We start from the raw sequence: 25,803 nt of genomic DNA on the forward strand, positions 1-25,803 counted from the left end.
CGGACGTGAGCCAGTGCAGTTGAGTCACCCATCACCACACCGCTTGGGGTTGCTGGGCCACGCACGGATGACCTCAGCCGGCGGGCACGAGGTCAGCCTGTCGGACAAGCACCTGGCCCTCGTGGCCTATCTGGCGTTGGAGCACGACCGGCCACATGATCGTCAGCGGATCGCGGAGCTGTTCTGGCCCGACGTCACCCGCGGCCGGGAGCGGGACAACCTCAGGCTGGCGCTGCACAAGATCCGGGGCGCCATGGGCGAAGAGGCCACCTGGCTCCACGTCGACCGCAACAGCCTCCAGGTCACGATCGCACGTGGCGGTGCGCACCCACCGGGCGGAAACCCGCTCGGCCTCGATCTGGATGTCGAGCGCCTGCTCGAGGGCGGGGTGACGGGGGACCACGACGGAACCCGCATACCCATCCCCGCGGTGGCACCACTGGCTCCGTTCCTCCCCGACAGTCTCTCCGACCTGGCGTCGTGGTGGCAGGGCTGGGGGGAACGGGTCCGGACCGCAGCGGTGACCGGACTGGGGACGGTCGGCAGAGACGCGCTCGACGAGGGACGGCTGGACACCGTCCACGCCGCAGCCGACCAGCTCGTGATCATCGATCCGCTGGCCGTGGAGGGCTGGGAACTGCACATCCGCGGACACCTCCGGGCCAACCGGTCCACGGAGGCAGGTCGCCTCCTCGAGCGCTTCGACGCTCAACTGCAGGAGCAGTTGGGCGTGGCTGCACCAGAGCGGTTGAGGGATCTGGTGGCCCGCGCCGCGCAACGCCGAGCCGAACCCGTTCACGCCGCGCCGGGCGAGCGCTCGTTGGCGCAACTGCCGCTCCCGCGGCCCGCGACCCCCTTGGCCGGGCGGGCGGCCGAACTGGCAGAGCTGCAGACCGGGATGCGGGAGCGGCTCAGCCGGCTCATCACCCTCGTCGGTCCAGGTGGTGCGGGGAAGACCCGACTGTCCCTCGAGGTGGCGACCCGCGAGCAGCACCGATTCGGGGACGGCGCGGCGTTCGTGCGATTGGACACCATCACCGACCCCTCCGCCATCCCCTCGGTGGTCGGACAGTCGCTCGGCCTGTCCGGCATCGCGACCGCTCCCGACCCCCTCGAGCGCCTGTGTCAGGTCCTGGCTGAGCGCGAGGTGCTCATCGTCGCCGACAACCTCGAGCACCTCGTGGCGGCTGCGACGGGTCAAGGAGATGTCGCGGCCACCGTCTTCTCGACGATGGTCCGCCGCTGCCCCGACCTCGTGGTCCTCGCCACCAGCCGCCTGCCGCTGGGCGCTCGCGGCGAGCGCGTCGTGCCACTGACCGGACTGGACACGCCAGCTGAACACGGCGGCGCCCACACCGCGGCGTCCGTCACGGCTGTCGACTCGGCGCAGCTGCTGCTGGACCGGATCAGGCGCCACGACCGGCGCATCGAATTCGACGAGACGTCGATACGGGCGGTCTCCGACATCTGCAACCTGGTCGGCGGCCTGCCGCTCGGTCTGGAGCTGGCCGCCTCCGCCGTGCGGGTCATGACCCTTCCCGAGATCGCAGAAACCCTGCGCACCGCACCTCGAACGTTGCCGTCGACGCGCCGTGACGGGCCCGACCGGCACCGGGACCTGGCCACCATCTACGCCACAACGGTCGCAACCCTGGCACCAGCCGACCGGGCGACCCTGGAACGCCTGGCCGTCTTCGTCGGAGGCTTCTCCGCAGAGCACGCCGGTGCTGTGGCCGATGCGGACTCCGACGCACTGGCCACCTTGGTGACGTCGGGCCTGCTGGATCATCAGCCCGATGGGCGCTACCGAATGCACGAGCTGATCCGGCAGTTGGCCACCGCCGCTCGACCGGACCCCGACGATCCGGATGACGTTGCAGCTCGGCATTCCCGGCGGTTCCTGACCGATCTGGAGGAGGCAGCACCAGCCCTGAATCGGGCCGGGGCGGGCAAGATCGTCGCGGCGCTCGATGCCGATCGGGGCAACATCCTGGCGGCCTGGTCCTACGCCGTGGCACGCGGCTGGGGAGAGCGCCTGCTGGCGGCATCAGCGGGCCTCACGTCCTGGAGCCTGTCCAGCGGGCTCGTCCCGGAGCACCGATCACTGGTCATGGCCGCGGCTCCGCTGGCGACCACGGACGTCGAGCGGGCCACCTGGCTGCTTCGCGAGATCTCCACCATCGACGTGTACGCCACGGGCGCCGGACCGATCCCGCAACTCGCCGAGCGCATCCGGGGCCTCGACGACGGAACTCCGCAGTTCGCCGAGTTGATCGCCAAAGCCGAGCTGGAGCGCGGCTACAGCCAGATCGAGCAGGAGAGCCGCCTGGAGGAGGGGCGGGCCGCCATGTTGTGCGCCGCGGATCTCGCGTCAGGCGGCAGTCCGACCCTGCGAGCGTTCATCGAGCTCCGCCTCGGCTATCAGGGCCTTGACGTGGCGGACTTCGAGGAGGCACTGCAACGGATGACCGTGGCCCTGCGGATGTTCGAGGACGAGGGTCACCTGCGCGGCGTCGCCACGGCCCGCAAGGGGCTGGCGCACGTCCACGACGAGCGCTTCGACCTGTGGCCGGCACTGCAGGAGGTGAGCGCCGCCGAGGAGACCTTCGCCGCGCTCGGCAACCGCATCTGGGTCATGTACAGCCAGGAGCTGCGCGGAACGGTGCTCACCCGGCTGGGCCACTACGACGAGGCGTGCGAGGTGCTCGAGGCCGTCGTCCAGTACTTCCACGATCAGGGTGGTGCCGTCACCGCGATGGTGACCCAGGCGTGGCTGGGCGTCGCCCAGATCGGTCGTGGCCAGGACGACGACGGCTTTCGACGTCTGAGCGAAGGCATCTCCGCGATGCGCACGTCGAGTGAGCTGAACATGCTGCGCTTCCAGCTGTTCGACTTCGTCCGCGCACTGCGAGATCGGGGCCGTCGATTGGAGGCTGACCTGGATGTCACGGAACTGATCAGGCTGAACACCAAGATGGAGAGCGCGGTGCTCATAGCCGCGGGGCGGGTCCTGCGAGCACATGTGCGACTGCCCGACGGGATCACACCCGCCGTCGAGGAGGACATCTCAGCAGGCTGGGCAGCGATCCGTGACGGGCTGGTCGGCCGGCTGCTGGATCCGTTGGCCACCCTGTTGGAGGCGCGGGAGGTGCTCGAGGCGATGGGACGAACTGACGACGCGGCGGAGGCGCTGGTGCTGGCTCGGGACCGTCTGCGAGCGGTGGCCGGTCGGATCACCGATGCCGACGCCCGTCGGCGGTTCCTGCAGGACGTGCCCGCCTGCCGCGCCGTGCTGGCGGCCACGTGAGCCGCATCACTCCCCCAGGCTGAGCGCTCCTCGCTCCAGCGCCTTCATCACCGCAGCCGTCCGGTCGTCCACCCCGAGCTTCTCGAAGGCGCGGAGCAGGTGGGTCTTGACCGTGGCCTCGCTGATGAACAACTCCGCCGCGATGTCCCGGTTCGTCGACCCCCGGGAGACGTGCCGGAGCACCTCGATCTCCCGCTCGGACAGCGACACCTCGTCAGGCTGCCCCACCCGCTGCATCAGCGTGGCAGCCACCGTCGGAGCCAGGGTCGCCTCACCTCTCGCGCAGGCTCGAACGGCGCGGAACAGCTCGTCCCGCGGCGTGTCCTTCAGCAGGTACCCCGTCGCGCCGGCCTCGACAGCGCGCACGATGTCGGCATCGGCATCGAAGGTCGTCAGCACCAGCACGTTCACGCCCGGATGATCGGCGCTGATGCGCTGGATGGTGTCGACGCCGTCCAGCCGCGGCATGCGGAGGTCCATCAGCACCACATCGACCTCGGCAGCGGCGATGCGGGCCAGCGCCTCGACACCATCTGAGGCCTCGCCGACGACCTCGAAGTCGTCTTGACCACCAAGCATCCCGGCAAGCCCGTCACGCACCACGGGGTGGTCGTCGACGATCAGGACGCGAATCACGGTGCCACCGGACTCTCCACCGGACCTGCCACCTGACTGGCGGCAACCGGGACGCGAGCCATCACGGCGGTCCCGCTTCCGGGTTCGCTCTCCACGGTGAACGCACCACCCAGCCCCGCGATTCGTTCTGCCATGCTGGTCAGCCCGAAGCCGCCGTGCCGGTCAGAGTCGGTTGATCCAACCCCGACGTGCGTTGCCCCAGCAGTCGGATCGAACCCGATGCCATCGTCGCGCACATCCAGCGTCACCTCCGCGTCGAGGTACGACAAGGTCAGTCGGACCCGCTGGGCGTCGGCGTGCTTGGTCACGTTGGCCAGCGCCTCCTGTGCCACTCGGAGCAGCGCCACCTCCGCGTCGGTGCCCAGCGGTACGGCGGTTCCGGTGACCACGGTGTCGGCATCGAGCCCCCAGTGATCACGGACTCGGCTGGTGGTGCGCTGCAGCGCCTCCGGCAGCCCACCGTCATCCAGGAGGTCGGGACGAAGATCGCTGACGGTCTTGCGGACGGCGGCCAGGCTGTCGCGTGCGATGTGCCTTGCGCTGTCCAGGTGATGTCGCGCCTCACCGGAGGGGTCCAGGAACTGCTCCGCTGCTTCGAGCTGCATCACCACACCGGTGAACCCCTGCGCCAGGGTGTCGTGGATCTCTCGTGCCAGCCGTTCCCGCTCCTCCAGCGCCCCCTTGGCTGCGGCCACCTCGACCAGGTCGGCGCGAGCCGCCTCCAACGCTTCGATGATGCGCTGCTTCTCGTCGTTCTGGCTGGTGATGCTCCACACGAATGCCCCCATCGCCGCTGCGACGCCGACCGACCCCACGACGACCAGGAGGTTCACCGGGTTGTCGCCGATGTCCTCGAGCAGCCCTTGCCGCCACGTCCACAGCAGGGTGATCGGAATCGCCGCAACCGTCCCCCAGCGCTGCCCGAGGAAGGCGAACGCCTGCGGATACAGGATCCAGACCATCGTGAAGTACGCACCGCTGGCGCCGGTGAGGTAGACGAACGCCATCCCCAGGGCAAGGAAGTACGCAACCGTGCGCCACCGCGGCCCACCCCACGGGATCCCCGGCCGCTGGATGACGGTCCAGTACAGGGCGACCAGGAACGCCGTGCCGCCCAGGACCGGACCTGTCGGCACGTCGGCATCGCTCAGCGAGATGACTGCCGCACCGACGACCAGCGCGTAGTACAGGCCGTGCCAGTACCGATCGAGGGTGTCCTCGGTCGGGACGGAGGTCGAGGGAGTCGGGCTCACGGCCCGATTGTGACCGACGACCCGTCGGTGGCGTCGTCTTCCCGATCGGACAGGTCGGACGAGGTCTTGGACTCACGCGGCGACCAGGTGAAGAACCGCAGCGCGAGCACCAGCGAGACGATGAACCAGATGCCCATGACCAGCAGGTGGTCGGGGAAGAAGCCGAACCCCTCGACCGTCTCGTTGAAGCCGTCGGCGACCGCGGCCACGACGTGCTTGAGCGGGAACAGGTTGCCCACCGTGTCCATCCACGGCGGCAGATCGCCGATCAGGAAGATGTCGGACACGAAGGCCAAGGGCAGCAGCGTGCCGTTGGCGATGGCGGGCACTGACTCCGACTTGCGGACCACGGACGCCAGTGCGAGCCCGAGCGCGGTGAACGTCGAGATGCCCAGGACCACGGAGAGCAGGACGCCGGGGAACATCCGGGGGACCACCGCCACGTCGAAGAAGAGGATGCCGACGGTGACGGTGATGACGAGGCTGGCCAGCGCGACGACCACGGCAGAGGCCATTCGACCCGCGATGAAGGCCCAGGCAGGCATCGGGGTGCCGCGAACCCGCTTGAGCACACCCTGGTCCCGCAGTGCCGCGACTCGCTCGGAGAAGTCGGCGTACGCCGCGACCGCGACGCCGTAGACCCCGAGCGCCGGCGCGGCGAACTGCACCAGGGAGATGCCGCCGCGCGATTCGAGGTCGGGGTTGCCGAACACGAAGAAGAAGATCGCCAGCAGGACCGGTGGGAAGAGCAGCGTGAAGAACGCCGAGGCGGTCGTCCGTAGGAAGGCGCGCAGGCCGTGCCGCGCCTCCAGCAGCATCAATGACCACCCCGAGGGGCTCCGGTTCTCGACCGCGGCGCTGAGTGCGGCCACCGGTTGGCCGCTCCCGGCGGTGACCGGACTGGTGGCTGACCCGGCGGTGGAGCGGCCACCGACGGGCTCCCAGCGGAACCGGGCACGGGCCACGACCAGCCCGACCACCCCCCACAGGGCCATGACACCCAGATGATCCCAGCCGACGCCGGCACCGGGGGAGAACGGGTTGAACGTCTCCTGGAGCGCGACGGCGAAGTGCTTGACCGGGAACAGCCAGCCGAGGATGTCCAGCCAGCGGGGGAAGTCGGCGTCGATGACGAAGATCTCGGAGATGAACGACAGCGGGATGACGATGCCGTTGGCGATGGCCGACGTGGCCGCGACCGATGGCGAGAGCGCGGCAACGGCGCCACCCAGTGCACAGAACGCCAGGGTGCCGACGAGCAGGGTCAGCAAGGCTGCCGGCAGCTTGTCGGTCACGATCTGGACGTCGAAGACGACGACGCCCACGGCCACCATCAGCGCAGTCGCGAGGAGCGAGACCACGGCCATCGCGACGACACGCCCGGTCATGAGCATGGTCACGGGCAGCGGGGTACCGCGCAGCCTGCGGAAGACACCCTCCTCCCGGTCACTCACCAGTCCGATCGACAGCGAGGTCAGGGTGGCCGTGATGGCCGCGAGCACCGCGATGCCGGGGGTGATGAACTGCGCCACCCGCACGTCGGTGCCGCCGACGGTCTCGTTGCCGATGAGTGAGCTGAACAGCACCAGGAAGATCAGCGGGAAGGCCAAGGTGAAGAACGCAGCCATGGGTTCGCGGGAGAACGCGATGATGGCGTGCCGTCCGACGGCGGCGACCAACTCGGCCCCGCTCGGCGTGTCCTCCTCGACGGTGACGGCGGGGCCGAGCGTCGTATCGGCGGCCACGTCAGATCGCCCCCTCGAGGTCGCGCTGCCCGATCAGGTCGAGGTAGGTCTCCTCCAGGGTGGGGCGCCGGAGCTCCAGTGACGCCAGCTCGATGCCGTGCTCGACTGCCCAGGAGGTCAGCTGGCTCAGGTCCTTCGTCGGTGCCGCGGTTCGGACGCTGACGTGGTCGCCCTCGCGCGTGGTCTCGATGCCGAGGCCCGTCGGGGGTTGGGCGCCCTCTGGCAGCCGGAAGCTGATGGCCGCGCCGGCCCCGGCCTGATCGACCAGCTCCTCTGGTGTGCCGGTCGCGATCACGCGGCCTTCGGCGATCACGATCACGCGGTCGGCCAGGTACTCCGCCTCATCCATGTAGTGCGTGGTCAGCAGGATGGTCTTGCCCAGCGCACGCAGGTTGTCAACGAGGCCCCAGGCCTTTCGTCTTGCGGAGGGATCGAAGCCCGTCGTCGGCTCGTCCAGGAAGATGAGGTCGGGGTCGCCGATCAGGCCCAGGGCCAGGTCGACCCGTCGCTGCTGCCCACCGGAGAGGTTCTTGACCCGCTCGTCGCGCTTCTCCGCCAAGCCGACGAGCTCGATCACCTCGTCGGCGTCACGCCGACGGCTGTACAGGGAGCGGTAGTGGGAGATGATCTCCCGGACGCTGAAGGCGTCGTCGATCCCCGCCTGCTGGAGCACGATGCCGATCCGCTCGCGGAAGGCTCTGCCGCCGGTCGCGGGGTCGAAGCCGAGGACCGAGACCTCCCCCGCCTCCCGATCCCGGTGCCCCTCGAGGATCTCGACCGTGGTGGTCTTCCCAGCGCCGTTGGGGCCGAGGATGGCCACGATCTCGCCCTCGGTGACCTGGAAGCTCAGGTCGTCCACGGCGACGGTCTTGCCATAGGTCTTCCGGAGGTTGCGAACCTGGATTGCTGGCATGTCTGTTCCTTCTGCTCAAGCGGTGTGGCCATCGTGGCGCTCGCACTGCCCGTCGGGAACCGTCGAACGGCCCCATCTGGGGACCGATCCGACTGACACCGTGTCCACCATTCGGTGGACACGGAGCGGGTCGCCCCCCGACAATGGGGCACGAGACGTCACATGAAGCGATTCGACTACTCGCTGTGGGAGCACGTGTGGGAGCAGAACCTCACACACGTCGAGCGGCACACGATTGCGATGGCCGTCTGGCGCCTGCAGCCGCCAGCCAGCACCTTCGAGTTCCTGGTGGCCCACGAACTGGCCCACCGGTGGCGTCGCCACGCCGTGTTCCTGGTGGGGCTGTACGGCATGTGGACCCTCTTCTGGGGTGCCATCGCGAGTGGGCCGGCACCGGACGGCACCTCATCGCCCGTGGCCATGTGGTGTGCCGTCGTCGGTGTGGTCGCCATCGCCGCTTGCCTGGTGGTCCGCGCGCACATCGGCCGGTACGTCCGGACGGTGCGGCAGATGGCCTTTCCCACATAGCGGGATAAGTCTGGGATGGTCCCAGCCGTCCTGGTTATGGTCACCCCCACGTGACCGAGTCGAGCCCGCCCACACCATCCCCGGAGGGCACCCCAGCCCCCGAGGGCATGCGGGCAGCAATGGCCGACTACATCCGAACGGTGCACCAGGCCTACCTGTCGACCGGGTCGGGGCAGCCGCCTGGCATCCAGGGCCAGATGGCCCTGCTCCACGGGCCCTTCACCGTCGTGGCGGCCGGAGTGCGGAACCTGCACGTCATCGCCACCGCCGTCCAGTTGCCCGCCCCGACGGGGAAGCACGTCGCCATCGAGGAGGAGCTCGGCAGCCTGCGCTGGACCGTCCGCTTCTACGACCCGGTGGTCCTGCCAGAGCTCGGCCTGATCGACGAACACCAGGGGCCGGCCGGCGCGGCCGTGCGACGGGCGCTCGGTCTGACCACACACCTCTATCACCTCATCGTCCAGCCGGGCAGCCAGCTGACCGGGCACCACGCCGGGCACGCGGGTGCGGGCCTGGCGATGGACCACATCGCCGCAGCCCGCGACTTCGAGTCCATCCGCGCATCCGCGCGAGGCCGTGAGGTGTTCGTCGACGAGTTCGAGGGTGCAGCGCAGGCCGGTCTGTGGCATGCGCAGGGGCTGCTGGCACAGCAGGTGGCCCCCGCCGACGAGGCGGTGCGATCCATCGCCCAGGCGCGTGACCCGGATCCGGCCGCCCTGCGGAAGGCGGTTCTCGCCGCGGTGCGGACGCGGAACATGGCAGCGCCGTCCGGCCCGAGCGGGTCGGAGCGGAGCGCGACCCGTGGCTGACTCGCCCATCCTCTCCTCGGTCACGAACGCCGTCCGGGTGCTCAAGGCCTTCTCGGCGCAGAAGCGGTCGTTCGGCGTGTCGGAGTTGGCTCGGAAGCTCGAGCTGTCGACATCGACGACCCACCGGCTGCTGGCCACGCTGGCCGCCGAGCGGATGGTCGAGCAACACCCCGAGACCGGCCGCTACCAGTTGGGTCTGGCCGTCTACGACCTGATGGCGGCCACCACCGAGGGGTTCACCCTGACCGAGGCGGTCCTGCCGCCGATGACCGTGCTGCGCCGCCGAACCGGGGAGACCGTGCAGGTCGCGGTGCTCGATCGTCGGGAGGTGGTGTACGTCGAACGACTGGAGAGCCCCCGGTCGGTCCGGATGTTCATGGAGATCGGCCGCCGCAACCAGGCGCACTGCACCGGGACGGGGAAGGCGCTGTTGGCCTACCTGGACCCCGTCGTGCTCGATCGCACGCTCGACGGCTGGGATCTACCCGCCAAGACGCCGAAGACGTTCACCGACCCCGACGACCTGCGATCCGAACTGCGGGCCACCCGGACCCGCGGATACGCCACGAACGTGGAGGAGTCGGAGATCGGCGCCGTCAGCGTCGGCGCACCGCTGTGGGACCAGACCGGCTCGGTCGTCGCCGCGATGAGCGTGGCCGGGCCGACCGAACGCATGCTCCCGGCGCTGTCCGAGATCGCCCACACCGTCCTCGAGGCGGCCGCGGTCGCCTCTCGCCGACTGGGGCACCGCTCGCCGATCGCCGGCCGTCCCGACCTCTCCCGCCATCGACCCGACACGACGAACCAGCGAGCCCTCAGCCGATGACCACACCCGACCACGCCGCCATCGCGGCTCGCCTGCACGACGCGAGGCAGACCACCTCGCCGATCGGCCCGCTGATCGCCGACGACCCGTCCCTCACGGTGGACGACGCCTACGCGATCCAGCAGGGCCTGGTCGCCGCCATCCTCGAGGCCGAGGGCGGCAGGCAGGTGGGCTACAAGTTGGGGCTGACGTCCAAGCCGATGCAGCAGATGCTCGGAGTCGACGTGCCTGACTACGCGCCGGTGCTGTCCTCGATGGTGTTCGACGACGGTCACACCGTCGACCTCGACGCCTACATCCAACCGAAGGTCGAGGCCGAGATCGCACTGGTGCTCGACCAACCCCTCCGCGGGCCGGGCGTGACATCGATGCAGGCCTTCCGAGCGCTCGGCGGGGCCGTCGCCGCCATCGAGATGGTGGACTCCCGCATCGCCGACTGGAAGATCGGCCTGGTCGACACCATCGCCGACCTGGCCTCATCCGGGGCCACCATCCTCGGCTCCCGGGTGGTTCCGATGGACACGCTGGATCCACGACTGGTCGGCATGGTCATCAGCCGCAACGGTCAGACGGCGGCCACCGGGGCCGGGGCCGCGGCGCTCGGCAACCCGGTTGCGGCGGTGGCCTGGCTGGCCAACACGCTGGCTGCCTACGACGTCACGCTGGAGGCCGGGTGGTTCATCATGACCGGTTCCCTGCACGCCGCCTTCGAGGTCGAGCCGGGCGACCTGGTCCGGGCCGACTTCGACCACCTCGGCTCCGTGACGACCCACTTCACCCGCAGTTCAGGATCAGATCATCCCCGCACGTCAGAGGAGGAGTAGCCATGCGTTGCGCAATCGTCGGCTCCGGCAACATCGGTACCGACCTGATGGTCAAGCTCGACCGGTCTGAGCACCTGGAGATGGGAGCCATGATCGGCATCGACCCGGACTCCGACGGGCTGGCCAAGGCCCGGGATGCCGGGCACCAGACGTCCGCGGACGGCGCCGACTGGCTCCTCGAGCAGGCCGATGAGTTCGACATCGTCTTCGAGGCCACGTCCGCCCACGTACACGTCCGCAACGCCCCCCGGTATCGAGAGGCGGGGCTCAAGGCGATCGATCTGACACCCGCGAAGCGAGGGCCGCTGGTGGTGCCTCCCGTCAACGGCGGCCAGCACGTCAGCGCTCCGAACGTCAACCTGATCACCTGCGGCGGGCAGGCCACGGTGCCGATCGTCGCCGCCGTCTCCGCGGTGACCGACGTGCCCTACGCCGAGATTATCTCGTCAGTGGCCTCGAAGTCCGCTGGCCCGGGGACCCGGCAGAACATCGACGAGTTCACCAAGACCACGTCACAGGCGCTGGTCGATGTCGGTGGCGCGGCCAGGGGCAAGGCGGTCATGGTGCTCAACCCGGCCGAACCGCCGATCCTGATGCGCAACACCGTGTTCTGTGCGCTGCCCGACGGGTACGACGAGGCCCTCGTCGCGAAGTCCATCCTCGACATGGTCGAGCAGGTGCAGGCCTACGTGCCCGGCTACCGCCTGAAGAACGAGCCGGTGTTCGAGACCGACGTGTTCGGCACGCCCGGAGGCGTGGTTCCTGCGCGGGTCGTGGCGCTGCTCGAGGTGGAGGGGGCCGGCGACTACTTCCCGCCCTACGCCGGGAACCTGGACATCATGACGGCGTCCGCGATCCAGATCGCGGAGACCTACGCCACCAGCGGTGCGGCCCTGGATCTGTCGGAGGTGTCGGCATGAACGCGACGGCACCCGCCTTTCGCCTGACCGACTCGACGCTCAGAGACGGCTCGCATGCCGTGTCCCACCAGTTCACCGTCGACCAGGTCCGCACCGTGGTCGGTGCGCTGGACCGAGCGGGTGTCCCCGTCATCGAGGTCACCCACGGCGACGGGATGGGTGGGTCGTCGTTCAACTACGGCTTCTCCCACACGCCCGAGACCGACCTGCTGAAGGTGGCGGTCGAGACCGCCACCACCTCCAAGATCGCCGTGCTGTTCGTGCCCGGCATCGGCGTCAAGGACGATCTGCGCGAGGCCGCCGACATCGGCGTGTCGATCGCCCGGATCGCCACCCACTGCACCGAGGCGGACATCTCCGAGCAGCACATCGCGCTGACCAAGGAGCTCGGGATGGAGGCGGTGGGCTTCCTGATGATGAGCCACATGACCAGTCCGGAGGACCTGGCCGAGCAGGCCCGCATGTCGGCCGACTTCGGCGCCGACTGCGTGTACGTCGTCGACTCGGCCGGAGCGCTCACCATGGATGGCTTCAAGCGACGGGTCGCGGCCGTCAAGTCGGTCGTCGACATCGACGTCGGCGTCCACGCCCACAACAACCTCTCGCTGGCCGTGGGCAACTCGATGGCTGCGCTGGAGGAGGGGGTGGACCAGATCGACGGCTGCACGACCGGTCTGGGTGCTGGAGCCGGGAACTGCCCCACGGAGGTGCTGGTGGCGACCTGTGAGAAGTCGGGCATCGCCACGGGCGTCGACCCGTTCGCGATGATGGATGCGGCGGAGGAGGCGGTCCGACCGATCCGGCCGGAGATGGGCGTGATCGACCGGGACGGCCTCATGCTGGGGTACGCCGGCGTGTACGGCTCCTTCCTGCTGCACGCCAAGCGGGCGTCCGAGCGGTACGAGGTGCCGACCCAGGACATCCTGCTGGAGCTCGGCCGTCGTGGGATGGTCGGCGGGCAAGAGGACATGATCATCGACGTGGCGCTCCAGCTTCGGCGGGAACGAGATGCGGGTGCATCCGGGGATGCGTCGTGAGTGATCTTCCAGCCAGGTTGGCCGAGGCCATCCGCACGCGGACGGCGATCGCGCCCGAGTCGCCTGACCTCACGATCGAGCAGGCCTACGACCTGCAGGACGAACTCCTCGAGTTGCTGGACCGGCCCGTCGAGGCCGTCAAGCTGGGGCTGACCAGCGTCGCCAAGCAGCAGCAGATGAACGTGGACGAGCCGGCCTACGGCTATCTGCTGGAGGGCAGCCAGATCGAGGTCGGCACACCCCTGGTCCGGTCCGAGCTGATCCAGCCTCGGATGGAGCCGGAGATCGCCTTCCGACTAGGAGCCGACCTGGCCGGGTCGTCGATCTCGGCGAGCGACGTGATGGCCGCCACCGAGTCGGTCATGCCCGCCATCGACGTCCTCGACAGCCGCTACTCCGGCTACTCCTTCACACTGCCTGCGGTGATCGCGGACAACATCTCCTCGGGCCGGTACGCCCTGGGACCGGCCGTCGCGCCGGGCGGCATCGACCTGCGATTGGCCGGGTGTGTCCTCGAGAAGAACGGCCAGTTGGTGGACACCGCCGCGGGCGCCGCAGTGCTGGACCACCCCGCGGCTGCTGTGGCCTGGTACGTCCGCTCCCTCCACCAGCGGGGGACGTCGGTTCCGGCGGGCACGGTGATCCTGGCCGGCGCGATGACCGCCGCGATCCAGGTGGAGCCGGGCGACGTGGTCCGCGCGACGATCGACCACCTGGGCTCGGTCGAGATCCGCGTGGCCTGAGGGATGACAGGCTGATCAATGGGAGGCGGAGCGATGGCAGGCGGAGGCGTCGCCGAGGCTGCGGAGGAGCTGCACAGGGCCCGGGTCGCCCGACGGACCGTCGCACCGCTCAGCGAGCGGTGGCCCGACATGACCCCCGCCGACGCCTACGCCGTGCAGGCCGCCGGCATCCAGGCCCGACTGGCCGAGGGTGAGACCGTCATCGGCGGCAAGTTGGGCTTCACGTCCGCCGCCATGCGCCGGGCGATGGGCGTCGACAGCCCGAACTACGGCTGGCTTACCGACGCGATGCTCCTCGGCGGCCCGGAGGTGGACGTCGCCGACCACGTCTCGTCGCGGATGATCCACCCGAAGGTGGAGCCCGAGATCGCCGTCCGGCTCGCCGCCGACCTGGAGGCGCCGGTGACCGCAGCCGAGGTGCTCGCCGCCACCGAGTCGGTGATGGCCTGCCTGGAGCTCGTCGACTCCCGCTTCACCGGCTTCCGCTTCGGGCCTCTGGACAACATCGCCGACAACTCCTCCGCCGGTGCAGTGGTCCTCGGCCAACCGGTGCCGCTCGGCGACATCAACCTCCGCCTGATCGGTGTCGTGGTCGAGGTCGACGGAGCCGTCCACCACACCGCCGCTGGCGCCGCCGCCCACGACGACCCCGCCGCCGCGGTCGCCTGGATGGTCAACCACTGCGCGCGGCCGCTAGCCGCAGGCTCGCTCGTCATCTCCGGCGGCCTCACTGCCCCCGTCACCCTGGTCGAGCCGCTCCCTGGTGGACACGATCGGGGCCTAACCGACGGATACGCGGAGAATCCCCCGATCGTGCACAACCACGTGCCGACCGTGACCGCCCACTTCGACCGGCTGGGCTCCGTCACCGTCCATGCCGCCGTCCCCCACCCCACAGCCTGAGGAGTCACCGTGCCCATCGTCCACATCAACCTCATGCAGGGCCGACCACCCGAGCGGATCCAGGCCATGATCACCGCCGTCTCCCACGCCATCGCCGACTCGATCGATGCGCCCCTCGAGACGGTGCGGGTCCTGGTCAACGAGATGGAGGACCACCAGTACGGCGTCGGCGGCAAGCCGATCGCCCAGGTCAAGGCCGAACGCGCCGCCGCCGCACGCCAGCATGCGGCTGACGGATGAAGGTCGACTTGGGGCACATCGACGACCTACCCGACGACCACTGCATCGCCGTCGCCGACGGGCGGGCCATCGCCATCCGGACGGCCGAGGGGCCGGTCGTCTTCCCCAACCGCTGCCTGCACCAGAACTCCCCACTGGCCGACGGGCGGGTCTTCGACGGGAAGCTGACCTGCCCGCTCCACTTCTGGCGCTACCACCTGCCCAGTGGTGCCCACGTGGGAGGCCGTGGGAGCCTCGAGCGGTACCGGGTGCAGGTCCACGACGGCCAGGTGTCGGTCGACCTCCCCGAGCCCGAACCCGAGATGGGCATGCGTGAGCGCCTCCTGGCCCACGCCCGGGAGTGGGAGCGGGACCGATGAGCACGACGATCGCGGGGGCAGCGATCTCGATGGGGCCGCCATGACCGAGACGGCGGTCGTGGTGGGCGCAACCGGTTCCGTCGGCTCGGCCCTGACCAACCGACTGGTCCAGCGTGGCCTGCGAGTGGTCGCCGTCGCCAGGGACACGGCGCAGTTGGAGGCGTTGGCCTCACGCTGTGACGGCCCGGGCACCGTCACCACCTGTCCTGCCGACATCGGCCGCAACGTGGCGATGGACGCCATCCGCGAGTGCCTCGACGGACGGGTGCGACTGGCGGTGCTGGCAGCCGGCCTCCCCGTCCGGGGCTCGGTCGAGTCGATCGATCCCGATCTGATGGCCGTCGGGGCGCAGGTGAAGATGGCTGGTGTCATCCGCCTCCTCCAGGCGGTGGTCGAGCACATGGGGCCTGGCTCACGGTTCGCAGCGATCGCCGGCACGCTCGGCATCGAGCCGGGCCGCGACGAGGCCGGTCCCGGCGGGATCAACGCCGGTCTCATCAACCTCATGAAGCAGATCGCCAACAACCACGGTCGTGACGGCATCACCGTCCACACGCTGGCGCCGGGCCCGATGGACACGCCGCGTCTGCGCCGAATCGCTGAGACCATCGCCAGCGAGCGTGGGGTACCGGTCGACGCCGTGTGGGCCGAGTACGAGGGCAAGGTGTCCCTCGGCCGACTGCCGCGAGTGGACGAGGTGGTCTGGGCGGTTGAGATGCTCCTGGCGCCCGAGGCAGACATCCTCCACGGGACCGTGCTCCATCTCGACGCCGGCGGGCTCAGGTCACCGACCTGACGCGACGCGGCCGGGTTTCTCTAAGGCCATCAGCGTGGCTGCCGATGAGTAGGAGGATGCGGGACTCCCTGTCAGTGACGTCGCGGCCCGAGCTGGGCTCCGCGGAGTTGCGCGAGATCCTCGACCGGCAGCCGGAGCTGATCGTCCGGTACGACGTCACGACCGGCAGGATCCGTTTCTCGAACAAGACCTACGCCACGGCCTTCCGGTCGACGCCCTCGGCACTCGAGGGCACCGACATCATGGACCTGTTCGCGCCGCACGAACGAGACGAGGTCAGGGCCTGGTGGTCGGGCTTCACACCGGACGAGCCCGTTCGTGCCCACGACACCCTGGTCGAGACGGTGCTCGGAGAACCGCGTTGGCACCGTTGGACCGACACGGCCATCTTCGACGACGAGGGTCGCCTGCTGGAGATCCAGGCGGTGGGGCGGGACCTGACCGACGCCAACCAGCTGAGTGACGAGGTCCACCGCAGCGAGGCCCGCTTTCGCCTGGCGTTCGATCACGCCCCGATCGGCATGGCCCTGGTCGACTCGACCAACCACATCCGCCGCACCAACGACGCCTTCCGCAAGCTGCTCGGTTGCCAGGCCGAACGCATCATCGGCCGGGACGCCGGCGACTTCATCAGCGACCTCTCGAAGCTCACCACCACCGACACGCCCATCGAGACCGTCCTGCGGTCGCCGAGCGGCTTCAAGCGCTGGTGCTGGGTGTCCGTGGCCCACAGCGCAGAGGGTGACCGGCTGCTGCAGATCGTCGACGTCCACGATCGGAAGACCGCCCAGGACCGCCTGGCCGAGCTGGTCGGCTCGGACCCCGTCACCGGCCTCATCAACCGACGGGGGCTGCGGGCTCGCCTCAGCCGAGCCGTGACCAAGGCGCACGAGGAGCGCCAGTTGGTCGGGGTTGCGTTCTTGGATCTGGACGGCTTCAAGCTCATCAACGATTCCCTCGGCCACGGCGTCGGGGACGACCTGCTGCGATCCGTGGCGGATCGGATCCGCGACACGGTCCGACCGGAGGACACGGCCGCGCGCTTCGGCGGAGACGAGTTCATCGTGGTGCTGACGGGGCTCCGGACGCGACAGGACGCGGTCGACGCCGCCAACCGGTTGCGTCAGGCCCTCGCCTCCCCGCACCGCGTCCGCGGCGGCGAGTTGACGGTTGGCGCCTCCATCGGTCTGGCCGTAGCCGAGAACCCGCGGCAGAGCCCCAAGGATCTGCTGCGCGCCGCAGATGCGGCCATGTATCAGGCGAAGGCCGCCGGAACCGGCGAGATCGTCCTCAGCGACCACCGGATGGCCGCCACACTGGACGCCCAGATCGACCTCCGTGGGGATCTTGAGGCTGCGGCACACGACGACACGATGCGGCTGCACTACCAGCCGTTGGTCGACGCCGCCGGCGACATCGTGGCTGCCGAGGCCCTGTTGCGCTGGGAGCGGCCCGGGGTGGGTCCGGTCGCACCGAACGTCTTCCTGCCGATGTTGGAGCGCAGCGGATTGATGGCCAGCGTCGGCCAGCAGCAGCTCCGTCGCGGCTGCCGTGAGATCGTCGAGCTGTCCACACGCGTCGGTCGTCCCCTGGACCTGTGGTTCAACGTCGGACTACGCGAAGTGGTCGCCCCGAACTTCGCCGCCAACGTGCGTGCCGCGCTCGACGCGGCCGACATGAGCGCCGAGCGGCTGTGCCTCGAGCTCACGGAGTGGAGTGACCTCCGCGACCGGTCTCACGCCCTGACCGTCCTGGCTGAACTGCGGGAACTCGGGGTTCGCATCGCACTGGACGACTTCGGCACCGGCTACGCCTCCATGGACCTGCTGCGCGACGGCCCGCTCGCCTGCCTGAAGATCGATCGCGGGTTCACCGCTGCGCTCGCGGACGACGGCCCTTGTCGAGAGCGGGCGCTCGTGGCCGCCATGATCGAGATGGCCCGAGCCCTCGACATGCAGGTGGTCGCCGAGGGGGTGGAGACCGAGTCCCAACTCCGGCGCTGCCTCGAGATGGGTGTCGGACTCCTGCAGGGCTGGCACCTCGGCCGACCGGTCGCGCCAGCTGACTGGCAGGTCTGAGACCCCGTCGCCACCAGATTCCAATAGGGTCAGTGGCGTATGCAGCCATCGAACGCACTGGTCTTGGCGGATGTGACCACGACCACCGAGTGGGAACTGGTCGAGACGTGGGCCCAGAACGCCTATCCCGGGCAGCCGGTCGTCAGGCTGGACAGTCTGGCCGATCACATGTTGGAGCCGTCGGTGACCGTCCAGCCGGTGCGGGTCACCTGGCTACCGAATGAGCGGGCCAGCGGCGACCGCCTCTCCGCCGGTGAGCTGCTGCTGCTCGCACAGCCCCGACGGCCGTGGCACCCGATCCAGCAGGTGCTGACCAAGGTCCGGCCGAGCGCCGCCCAGGTGACTGCCGCGGAGTCGGCCACAGGAGCGGAGCTGGCAGCGCGCTACGCCGATCGGTATGGGGACTCGGAGGGGCACAGCCTGAGCGCCTTCGTTCGTCGCCAAGCGGTCGTCTCCCTCGATCGTGCCGAGCGCGTCACCTTCGGCAGCGCCTACAAGGTCCCGAAGCTGATCGCCGAACAGATCCTCGACAAGCCCAGCTTCAAGGCCAGCATGGAAGAGCTGAGCGTCCGGCTGGCGCAGAACCTCAGCGTCGTGATCGCCGACGCCAAGGAGGCCCTGCACGAACTCATCGCCGTCCAATCTCCGGTAGCGATCGAGCTGTGGCGCACCATCCTCAAGCCGATGCACTCCCACGCGTGGGATGTCGACGCGGATGCGACGGCCCTGGCAGATCTCCGGGAGCGCAACAAGTCCGACTCGCTGATCTTCCTGCCCTCACACCGCAGCTACGTCGACCCGTTGATCATCGCCGACGTCCTGCTCGAGCACGACCTCCCGCGCAACCACACCTTGGGTGGCGACAACCTCTCGTTCTGGCCGTTCGGGCCGATCGGCAAGCGTGCCGGCATCGTCTTCATCCGCCGCAGCTTCGGCGGTGATGAGGTCTACAAGACCGTCGTCCGGCACTACCTGGCCCACCTCATGGCCAAGCGGTTCAACCTGGAGTGGTTCATGGAGGGCGGCCGCACCCGAACCGGCAAGCTCCGCCAACCCAAGTACGGAATCCTTCGCTACCTGGTCGACGGCCTCGCCATCGAGCCACACGTCGATCCCATCATCGTGCCGGTCTCCGTGGTCTACGAGCAGCTGCACGAGGTGTCCACCATGGCTCAGGAGGAGCTGGGCGGCGCCAAACAGCCGGAGGGACTGGCCTGGGCGATCAAGTACCTGCGAGCCCAGCAGAGCCACCTTGGCCGCGTCGCCGTCCGCTTCGGCGAGCCGCTGCCGCTGCGCCAGGCCCTCGAGGAAGCCGGGGACGGCGGCAACCAGCTGCAGAAGGTGGCGTTCAGGGTCGCCACCCGCATCAACGCGGTGACGCCGGCCACATCGACGTCGCTGGTCACGCTCGTGCTGCTCGGCGAGCGGGATCGCGCGCTGACGACCGAACAGATCGGGCACCGCGTGGGACATCTGCTCGACTACCTCGACGCCAAGAACGTCGAGCGCCCGCGCGATGATCTGCGGCATGTCAGCGGCATCCAGGCCACCCTGAACCGGCTGGAGGAGGCCGGCGTCGTCGAGGTCTACACCGGGGGGACCACTCCGGTCTGGTCCGTCAGGCCCGACCGTCACCACACGGCGGCCTTCTACCGCAACGGTGCGCTGCACCATCTGCTCAACCGCGCCATCAGCGAGATGACGCTGGTGTACGTCGCCGGTCTGCCGGAGGGAACGGACCACCTGGAGGAGGGCTGGCGGGAGATGCTGCGAATCCGGGACCTGCTCAAGTTCGAGTTCTACTTCTCGGACAAGGCCGACTTCCGTGAGGAGATGCAGTTCGAGGCCAATCTGATGGCGCCCAAGTGGCTGGGCGATGACCTGATGGCGGGGCAGGCAGGCCGGGCGCTCGACCGCTTGATCCACGGCGATGACGGCGACAACGCGCCGGTGATCACCGGTCCCTTGGTGGCCGACCACGTGCTGCGGTCCTTCCTCGATGCCCAACTGGTGGCGGCAGAGGTCCTGACCGCAGTCGGGGCCGGTACCACGGTCTCGCCGGCGACGCTGGTGACGGAGTGCCTGCGACTGGGCCAGCAGATGGTTCGGCAGCGTCGGATCCACGGTGTGGAGTCCGTTTCCCGTGAGCTCTTCAGCGGCTGCTCGAACCTGGCCGCCAACCGCGACCTGCTGGCTGCAGGCCCGGATGTCCACGACCGCCGCGAGGCGTGGAAGCACGAGGTGGCCCAGCTGATCAACCGCCTGAACGCCATACGTGAGCTCGAGTCCCAGGCCGGGCACGACACCATACGAACGGTCGTGCCGACCAGCGCGTGATCCTCGAAAGGCAGGCCCATGTCCACTCCGCTCGCTGACATCGTCGCGACCATCAGAGCGGCCCCCGACGGGCCACGGGTCGCTGCGGTGTTCGACTATGACGGCACCCTGATCGACGGGTTCAGCGGCCTCTCCTACATCCGTGAACGCATCAAGCGACTGCAGCTGCGCCCGAGCGAAGCCGCCAAGATCGCCGAGGCAGCCATTCGCGGGGTTCGCACGCCCGAGGAGTTCTCGGACTTCCTCAACTGGTCGCTGGGTGCCTTCGAGGGACAGGCGGTGGAGGCACTGTCCAAGACCGGTCAGGAGATCTTCGATGGAGACATCGCTTCTCGGCTGCGCCCTGAGACGTGGGCGTTGCTGGAGCTCCACCGTCTGAGGGGCCACACGCTGATCCTGGCCTCCTCTGGCACCTCGCTGCAACTGGAGGCGATCGCCAAGGCTGCCGACATCAGCCACGTCGTCGCGACACAGCTGGAGAACGTCGATGGGCGGTACACGGGAGCGGTGTCGGGCCAGGCCCCCTGGGGGCCCCACAAGGCCTCGCAGGTTGCGGCTCTGGCGGAGACCCTCGACGTCGACCTGGCGCAGTCCTTCGCCTACAGCGACGGCGACGAGGACATTCCTCTGCTCACCTCGGTGGGACACCCCACGGCCGTCAACCCGCGTCCGAGGATGCGCAAGGAGGCCACGGCGCAGGGGTGGCCGATCATCCACGGCCAGTCGGTTGGCGGCACGGTGCCGCTCACGGCGCCCGCCCGGACCGCGGCGATGCTCTACGGCGTCGCGGGCGGCACGGCGCTGTCCGGCCCGGTCGGTCTGCTGAAGCGCTCAGCGCGAGCGTTCATCGACTCGAGCATCGGCCTGGCCTCGGACCTCGGCCTGACGCTCGGCGGTGTCGACATCGAGGTCGTCGCTGGCGAGCACCACCTCGAGGAGGCCCGACCGTGCGTGTTCATCTTCAACCATCGCTCCAACCTGGACGGGCTGGTGCTGATGAACCTGCTGCGCAAAGACGTGACGGCCATCGCCAAGGCCGAGCTGAAGCAGATTCCCGGCGTGGGTCAGCTGTTCGGCATGTCGGGCGTCGCCTTCATCGACCGGAGCGACTCCCGGCAGGCTCGCGAGGCGATCCAACCGGTCCTCGAGATGGTGCGTGACGAGGGCCTCAGCCTGGCGCTGGCCCCCGAGGGGACGCGGTGGCGGACGCCCGGGATGGGTCCGTTCAAGAAGGGGGCGTTCCACATCGCCGCGCAGGCGGGAGTTCCGGTCGTCCCCGTCGTGATGGCCGGATGTGGGGAGCGACTCCCGCCCGGCACGGCCCTGGTCAGGCCTGGCACCGTCCGCGTTCAGGTTCTGGAACCGATCGACGTCAGCAGTTGGGAGCGCAAGCACCTCGGCGACAACGTCACCGCCGTTCGTGAGGAGATGCTGCTCACGCTGATCGACCTGATCGCAGGCTGAAGGCCAACGGCCCGTCCAGCACCTCATCCTCGGTCATCGGTTCGCTGATCGCGAACCCCTGCAGATTGCCGGCCCCGGAGGTGGCGAGCTCGGCCCTGATGTCGTCGGTCTCGACGCCTTGGATGACCACATCGATCCCCGCCTGGCCGGCCTGGTGGATGATCGCCTCGATCAACGCCGGCGAGATGTACTCGTCCTGCAACAGGTGTTGATCGATCTTGACGACGTCGACGTCGAGGTCGTTGAGCCCGGTCAACGTGGCGTAGTCGGACCCGAACCGCTCCAGCGCGATGGCGACGCCGCAGCGCCGAAGCTGCTCCAGCCGGTTCTTGACCTGCGGCTCACGCAGCGCGTCCTGACCGACCTCGAGGACCAGCGACGACGCCGGAAGATCCACGTCCTTGAGCAGGCGGATCACCCGCCCGACGAACGTGCTCGACCGCAACTGCCGGAGGGAGACGTTGACCGCCGTCCTGATGGTCGGCGCACACTGAGCGCCCACCTCACACGCCTGCTGCAACACCCACATGCCGATGTCGTCGATCAGACCGGAGGAGTCGGCGATCGGGATGAACACATCCGGCGGGATTGCGCCACGCTCGCGGTGGTCCCATCGCAGCAGCGCCTCGATCATCCGCGTCTGGCCGGACACGGCATCGACGATGGTCTGGTAGACCACGCTCAGCTCGCCCGCTTCCTGAGCTCGCGCGAGGCCCCGCCGGAGGGCCAGTTCCGTCTCGGCATGTGCCGCGAGTGAGGAGGTGTACCGCTGCACTCGGCCGGGGCCAGCAGCCTTGGCGGTGTACATCGCCGCATCCGCCTGCCGCACCAGGTCGGGGGCATCCTCCCTGCCCGTGGCGACGGCGATGCCGATGCTCGTGGTGACCGTGATGGCGTGGTGATCGATCTCGATCGGAGCCCGCATGGCGGTGGCGATCTGGTGCGCCAGCCCACCGATGGAGCCGATGCTGGAGACGGCGGGAACCACGACGGCGAACTCGTCACCGCCGAGCCGGGCGGCCAGAGCGAACGGTGGGAGCAGGTCGCGCAGTCGGTTGGCGAAGGTCACGAGCACGTGGTCGCCGACCGGGTGACCCATCTCGTCGTTGATGCCCTTGAAGTCGTCGACGTCGAGCAGCAGCAGCGCCGTGTCCTCGCCCGTGGTGGCCGCCAGCTCCTCCTCCAGGACCTTGGTGAACAGACCTCGGTTGGCCAGGCCGGTCAGCGGGTCGTGCTCCGCCTGTCGTCGGAGCTCCTGCTCGAGCTCCACTCGGTCGGAGATGTCCCGGACGGTCAAGACGATGCCGTCGACGTCCTCGGTGTCGAGCAGGTTCGCGCCCACGACCTCGGCGTGACCCCAGTCCTCGCCACGGGACATGCGCACCCGGATGTGCGTGCTCTCACCAGCCGACCCGGCCGCCAGCTGCTGGCAGAAGGCGATGAAGCGGTCACGGTCAGCCGGGTCGATCCAGTGCTCGATCCGGTAGGTCCCTGGCTCGGCGGGGTCCTCGATCGGCTTCCAGTTCCGGGCCAGGGTGTCGCTGACGGTCATGATGACGCCGCCGGTGTCGATCACCACGATCGCATCCGTGCTGTGCCGAACCAGCGCGCGGAAGCGCTCGTCGACCCGTCGACGGGAGAGGTCCTCGACGATCTCGAGGAGCGACCAGGACCGCAGCAGCACGATCACCATGAGCGCGATCGCCACGCAGGCCAACCCGACCACATCGGCCGTCGACGTCGGCCGCAGGATCACCAGCACCAGGGGGGTGGTCGCGCTGGCCGTCAGGACCAGCAGCCGCGTCCGGCTGAGCTTGGGCGCGGCGGCTGCGCGGTCGCGCAGTCGAACCACAGACGGATGCAGGAAGGCAGAGCCGACGAAGGCAAGCGCAATGCAGTAGGTCACGTCGACCAGGACCGGGGTGGCGCCGGAGTCGGTCAGGGACCGGACGTAGAACGCCGAGTCGGCGCCAACGAACAGCACCAGTCCGGTCAACATCATGATGATCGACGGCGAGAGCGCCCCACCACCGAGGATCATCCGCAGGACGGCGGCCGTCATGATCACGTGCAACACCGGGAAAGCGACCCCGACCAGCACCTGCGTGGGCGAGGCGTTGGACGACGCGAGGACGGGTGAGACGATGAGGCTCCAGATCAGCGCGCCGGAGGCTCCGGCGATGACGACGGCGTCGTAGGTGGCGACGGCATCAGAGCCACGGCTGCGGACCACCCGGAGGATGCCTATGACCAGCAGGACCGACGAGGCGACGTAGACCACTTCCAGCGGAGAGCCGAACGGATCGGCAACACCGGTCCTGGTCATGGCGAACCAGACCACGTCTGCAGCCAGGGCCAGGCTCAGGGCGTGGCCGATGAGTCGGATGCCGCGTCTGCCTGGTCGGTCGAGCGCACGCATCCGCGCTGCCCAGTAGATGCTGCCGGCCGCCACGCCGAGCACGATCAGGTTCGCTTCGTCGAGCACTCCGGCGACAGCTGGAACCGTCAGTGCCACCACCGAGAAGGCTGAACAGAGGGCAAGCCAGATCAACCACAGCGCCGCTGCAGGCTCGGACTCAGACGTGCTCACAACTGCCATATCGGCAGGTCAGAGCCGCCAATTAACCCCCCATATCGCGTCAGCCCGTCTCGGCCAGCTGCGTCAACTCAGCCATCTCATCGTGGAAGTCCTGCATCATCCCCCAGATGTCATCAACCATCTCTCGGTCGGCGACGATGCCGAACTGCATCTCGTCGCGGTAGCTGAAGACGGTGACGTTCAAGCCCAAGCCGTCGTAGATCGCACTGACCGGATAGATGCCCTGCATCTGAGCGCCGGCCAGGTAGAGCGGAACCGGTGGTCCGGGCACGTTCGAGACCACGACATTGAATGGGGTCGAGACCCGGTCGGCCCAGCGCAGCCGAGCGACCGTCCGAGCCGCCGTGGCGGCCAGGGCAGGTGTGGCGAACTGCGTGAAGTCACGCAGGACCGTAGCCGGAACGGCATTGCCGGTCTTGGCGATGTCCATCGAGGTGGCGGCGTTAGCCAGACGCTCCTGCGCGCTGTCGAGGTGGGTCGGCAGCGTGGCGATCATCGCATTCACCGCATTGCCGCCCGCGCCCTTCTGGTCGTCCGTCCGCACGGAGATCGGCACCATGGCCTGCAGCGGCTGCTCACCCAGGTCACCGGTTCGAGCCAGGTAGCGTCGCAGCGCCCCGCCAGTCAGGGCCATGACGACATCGTTCAACTTGCAGCCGTAGGCGTCCTTGATCCGCTTCAGATCCTTGAGCGGCATGGCGCCGTATGCGAAGCGACGATGTGGCGAGATCTCGCCGTTGAACGGCGACGGTGGTGCCTGCAGACGAGGCTTGCCGAGCAGACCCTCACCCAGGCGACTCTTCAGCGCGGGCGGGGCAGCCCGCTCGGCCATGCGACCGAGCAGCGGGAGGGCACCAGCTGACCGAGCCGCCATCCGTCCCAGGCGCAGGGGCTGCTTGACCAGGCCCTTGGCTGACCGGACCAGCATCTGCGCCTCGCTCGGCTCGGGCTCGGCGTCCATCGGCTCCTTGTGGCCAGGGACGGGAGCCTTGGGCTCCAGGTCGAGGAGGACACCGAGGATGTCCGCGCCGCTCACCCCGTCGATGGCGGCGTGGTGGTTCTTGGAGTAGATGACGACGGTGTCGTCGGCCATCCCCTCGATCACATAGGTCTCCCACAGTGGACGTGCGCGGTCGAGCGGTCGGGCGTGGATGCGCGAGATGATCTCGGACAACGTGTGCGGATCGCCGGGCGGGGGGACGGCGATGCGGCGGACGTGGTACTCGAGGTCGAAGTTGGGGTCATCGATCCAGTAGGGGTGGTCCAGTCCGAAGGGTGTCTCGACCAGCCGCCAGCGGAAGGGCGGCAGCTTGTGCAGCCGGTTCCGGTAGGTGTCGAGCACCTGCTCGTAGCCGAAGCCCCCGGGGGCCGTCGAGGGGTCGACCACGATGATCGAGGCGACGTGCAGCGGCGTATTGGGCTGCTCGAGGTTGAGGAACAGGGCATCGAGTCCGGACAGTTGACGCATGGCTGTGGCCTTCGGCTG

The 25,803-nt window shown here is 69.0% G+C and carries 21 protein-coding genes; 15 read left to right on the forward strand and 6 right to left on the reverse strand.

The genetic code is table 11. The features are described from left to right. Positions 1-67 precede the first annotated feature (67 nt). On the forward strand, positions 68-3,307 hold the full coding sequence (locus C1746_RS01795) for an AfsR/SARP family transcriptional regulator (RefSeq protein WP_116712993.1): 3,240 nt from the start codon (positions 68-70) through the stop codon (positions 3,305-3,307). A 6-nt stretch (positions 3,308-3,313) separates the two neighbouring features. Here C1746_RS01795 and C1746_RS01800 read toward each other — a convergent pair whose 3' ends face one another. The 4 genes from C1746_RS01800 to C1746_RS01815 are packed head-to-tail and all read right to left on the reverse strand — an operon-like array spanning position 3,314 to position 7,854. Beyond that, positions 3,314-3,943 carry a response regulator transcription factor gene (locus C1746_RS01800; protein ID WP_116712994.1) on the reverse strand — a complete coding sequence of 210 codons (630 nt, stop codon included), beginning with the start codon at positions 3,941-3,943 and terminating at the stop codon, positions 3,314-3,316. Next, on the reverse strand, positions 3,940-5,196 hold the full coding sequence (locus tag C1746_RS01805) for a sensor histidine kinase (protein ID WP_116712995.1): 1,257 nt from the start codon (positions 5,194-5,196) through the stop codon (positions 3,940-3,942). Before C1746_RS01805 ends, C1746_RS01800 begins: the two co-directional genes overlap by 4 nt. Further along, positions 5,193-6,941 carry an ABC transporter permease gene (locus C1746_RS01810; protein ID WP_116712996.1) on the reverse strand — a complete coding sequence of 583 codons (1,749 nt, stop codon included), beginning with the start codon at positions 6,939-6,941 and terminating at the stop codon, positions 5,193-5,195. The genes C1746_RS01805 and C1746_RS01810 overlap by 4 nt, the downstream gene beginning before the upstream one ends. Position 6,942: 1 nt before the next feature. Beyond that, a complete protein-coding gene (locus C1746_RS01815) occupies positions 6,943-7,854 on the reverse strand; it encodes an ABC transporter ATP-binding protein (RefSeq protein ID WP_116712997.1) in 912 nt (303 codons plus the stop codon). A gap of 162 nt (positions 7,855-8,016) precedes the next feature. On the opposite strand from C1746_RS01815, the gene C1746_RS01820 reads away from it, so the two are divergent. Genes C1746_RS01820 through C1746_RS01885 form a run of 14 tightly spaced genes read left to right on the forward strand, consistent with a single transcriptional unit; the run spans position 8,017 to position 21,718 of the window. Continuing rightward, entirely contained in the window at positions 8,017-8,382 is a 366-nt protein-coding gene (locus C1746_RS01820; RefSeq protein ID WP_116712998.1) for a hypothetical protein, read from the forward strand. A gap of 50 nt (positions 8,383-8,432) precedes the next feature. Continuing rightward, the gene (locus C1746_RS01825; RefSeq protein WP_205711644.1) at positions 8,433-9,191 is read left to right on the forward strand and encodes a hypothetical protein; all 759 of its coding nucleotides are present in this window, start codon (positions 8,433-8,435) and stop codon (positions 9,189-9,191) included. Next, complete coding sequence (locus C1746_RS01830; protein ID WP_116712999.1) at positions 9,184-10,017, forward strand: IclR family transcriptional regulator; 834 nt, start codon at positions 9,184-9,186, stop codon at positions 10,015-10,017. The genes C1746_RS01825 and C1746_RS01830 overlap by 8 nt, the downstream gene beginning before the upstream one ends. Continuing rightward, positions 10,014-10,841, forward strand: coding sequence for a 2-keto-4-pentenoate hydratase (locus C1746_RS01835; RefSeq protein WP_116713000.1), 828 nt, complete (start codon positions 10,014-10,016; stop codon positions 10,839-10,841). Before C1746_RS01830 ends, C1746_RS01835 begins: the two co-directional genes overlap by 4 nt. A gap of 2 nt (positions 10,842-10,843) precedes the next feature. Continuing rightward, positions 10,844-11,761, forward strand: a complete 918-nt coding sequence (locus C1746_RS01840) for an acetaldehyde dehydrogenase (acetylating) (protein WP_116713001.1) — start codon at positions 10,844-10,846, stop codon at positions 11,759-11,761. Beyond that, positions 11,758-12,798 (forward strand): 4-hydroxy-2-oxovalerate aldolase, encoded by a 1,041-nt coding sequence (gene dmpG, locus C1746_RS01845; RefSeq protein WP_116713002.1) that lies wholly within the window; start codon positions 11,758-11,760, stop codon positions 12,796-12,798. The genes C1746_RS01840 and dmpG overlap by 4 nt, the downstream gene beginning before the upstream one ends. Beyond that, on the forward strand, positions 12,795-13,541 hold the full coding sequence (locus C1746_RS01850; RefSeq protein WP_116713003.1) for a 2-keto-4-pentenoate hydratase: 747 nt from the start codon (positions 12,795-12,797) through the stop codon (positions 13,539-13,541). Before dmpG ends, C1746_RS01850 begins: the two co-directional genes overlap by 4 nt. A 33-nt stretch (positions 13,542-13,574) precedes the next feature. After that, the gene (locus tag C1746_RS01855) at positions 13,575-14,444 is read left to right on the forward strand and encodes a 2-keto-4-pentenoate hydratase (protein ID WP_205711645.1); all 870 of its coding nucleotides are present in this window, start codon (positions 13,575-13,577) and stop codon (positions 14,442-14,444) included. A gap of 9 nt (positions 14,445-14,453) precedes the next feature. Continuing rightward, positions 14,454-14,684: a 2-hydroxymuconate tautomerase gene (locus C1746_RS01860; RefSeq protein ID WP_116713004.1), complete on the forward strand. Its 231-nt coding sequence runs from the start codon at positions 14,454-14,456 to the stop codon at positions 14,682-14,684. Next, a complete protein-coding gene (locus C1746_RS01865) occupies positions 14,681-15,043 on the forward strand; it encodes a Rieske (2Fe-2S) protein (protein WP_116713005.1) in 363 nt (120 codons plus the stop codon). Before C1746_RS01860 ends, C1746_RS01865 begins: the two co-directional genes overlap by 4 nt. After that, entirely contained in the window at positions 14,997-15,839 is an 843-nt protein-coding gene (locus C1746_RS01870) for an SDR family oxidoreductase (protein WP_205711646.1), read from the forward strand. Before C1746_RS01865 ends, C1746_RS01870 begins: the two co-directional genes overlap by 47 nt. Positions 15,840-15,883: 44 nt before the next feature. Next, on the forward strand, positions 15,884-17,917 hold the full coding sequence (locus tag C1746_RS01875; protein ID WP_116713006.1) for a putative bifunctional diguanylate cyclase/phosphodiesterase: 2,034 nt from the start codon (positions 15,884-15,886) through the stop codon (positions 17,915-17,917). Between the two features lie 39 nt (positions 17,918-17,956). Next, entirely contained in the window at positions 17,957-20,254 is a 2,298-nt protein-coding gene (locus C1746_RS01880) for a glycerol-3-phosphate 1-O-acyltransferase (RefSeq protein WP_116713007.1), read from the forward strand. Positions 20,255-20,272: 18 nt separating this feature from the next. Beyond that, positions 20,273-21,718, forward strand: a complete 1,446-nt coding sequence (locus C1746_RS01885; RefSeq protein WP_116713008.1) for an HAD-IB family hydrolase — start codon at positions 20,273-20,275, stop codon at positions 21,716-21,718. On the opposite strand, the gene C1746_RS01890 is transcribed toward C1746_RS01885, so the two are convergent. Continuing rightward, positions 21,690-24,233 carry a putative bifunctional diguanylate cyclase/phosphodiesterase gene (locus C1746_RS01890; RefSeq protein WP_162867271.1) on the reverse strand — a complete coding sequence of 848 codons (2,544 nt, stop codon included), beginning with the start codon at positions 24,231-24,233 and terminating at the stop codon, positions 21,690-21,692. The two genes, C1746_RS01885 and C1746_RS01890, sit on opposite strands and share 29 nt — an antisense overlap. A gap of 124 nt (positions 24,234-24,357) precedes the next feature. After that, entirely contained in the window at positions 24,358-25,785 is a 1,428-nt protein-coding gene (locus C1746_RS01895; RefSeq protein ID WP_116713010.1) for a WS/DGAT/MGAT family O-acyltransferase, read from the reverse strand. Positions 25,786-25,803: the final 18 nt, after the last annotated feature.

Source organism: Euzebya tangerina (assembly GCF_003074135.1).
GTDB lineage: Bacteria > Actinomycetota > Nitriliruptoria > Euzebyales > Euzebyaceae > Euzebya > Euzebya tangerina.

Coding starts and splice junctions, on each gene's coding strand:
- C1746_RS01795 (WP_116712993.1), top strand. CDS start 68: ATGACCTCAGCCGGCGGGCACGAGGTCAGCCTGTCGGACAAGCACCTG.
- C1746_RS01815 (WP_116712997.1), bottom strand. CDS start 7,854: ATGCCAGCAATCCAGGTTCGCAACCTCCGGAAGACCTATGGCAAGACC.
- C1746_RS01820 (WP_116712998.1), top strand. CDS start 8,017: ATGAAGCGATTCGACTACTCGCTGTGGGAGCACGTGTGGGAGCAGAAC.
- C1746_RS01835 (WP_116713000.1), top strand. CDS start 10,014: ATGACCACACCCGACCACGCCGCCATCGCGGCTCGCCTGCACGACGCG.
- C1746_RS01840 (WP_116713001.1), top strand. CDS start 10,844: ATGCGTTGCGCAATCGTCGGCTCCGGCAACATCGGTACCGACCTGATG.
- dmpG (WP_116713002.1), top strand. CDS start 11,758: ATGAACGCGACGGCACCCGCCTTTCGCCTGACCGACTCGACGCTCAGA.
- C1746_RS01855 (WP_205711645.1), top strand. CDS start 13,575: ATGGCAGGCGGAGGCGTCGCCGAGGCTGCGGAGGAGCTGCACAGGGCC.
- C1746_RS01865 (WP_116713005.1), top strand. CDS start 14,681: ATGAAGGTCGACTTGGGGCACATCGACGACCTACCCGACGACCACTGC.
- C1746_RS01875 (WP_116713006.1), top strand. CDS start 15,884: ATGAGTAGGAGGATGCGGGACTCCCTGTCAGTGACGTCGCGGCCCGAG.
- C1746_RS01880 (WP_116713007.1), top strand. CDS start 17,957: ATGCAGCCATCGAACGCACTGGTCTTGGCGGATGTGACCACGACCACC.
- C1746_RS01885 (WP_116713008.1), top strand. CDS start 20,273: ATGTCCACTCCGCTCGCTGACATCGTCGCGACCATCAGAGCGGCCCCC.
- C1746_RS01895 (WP_116713010.1), bottom strand. CDS start 25,785: ATGCGTCAACTGTCCGGACTCGATGCCCTGTTCCTCAACCTCGAGCAG.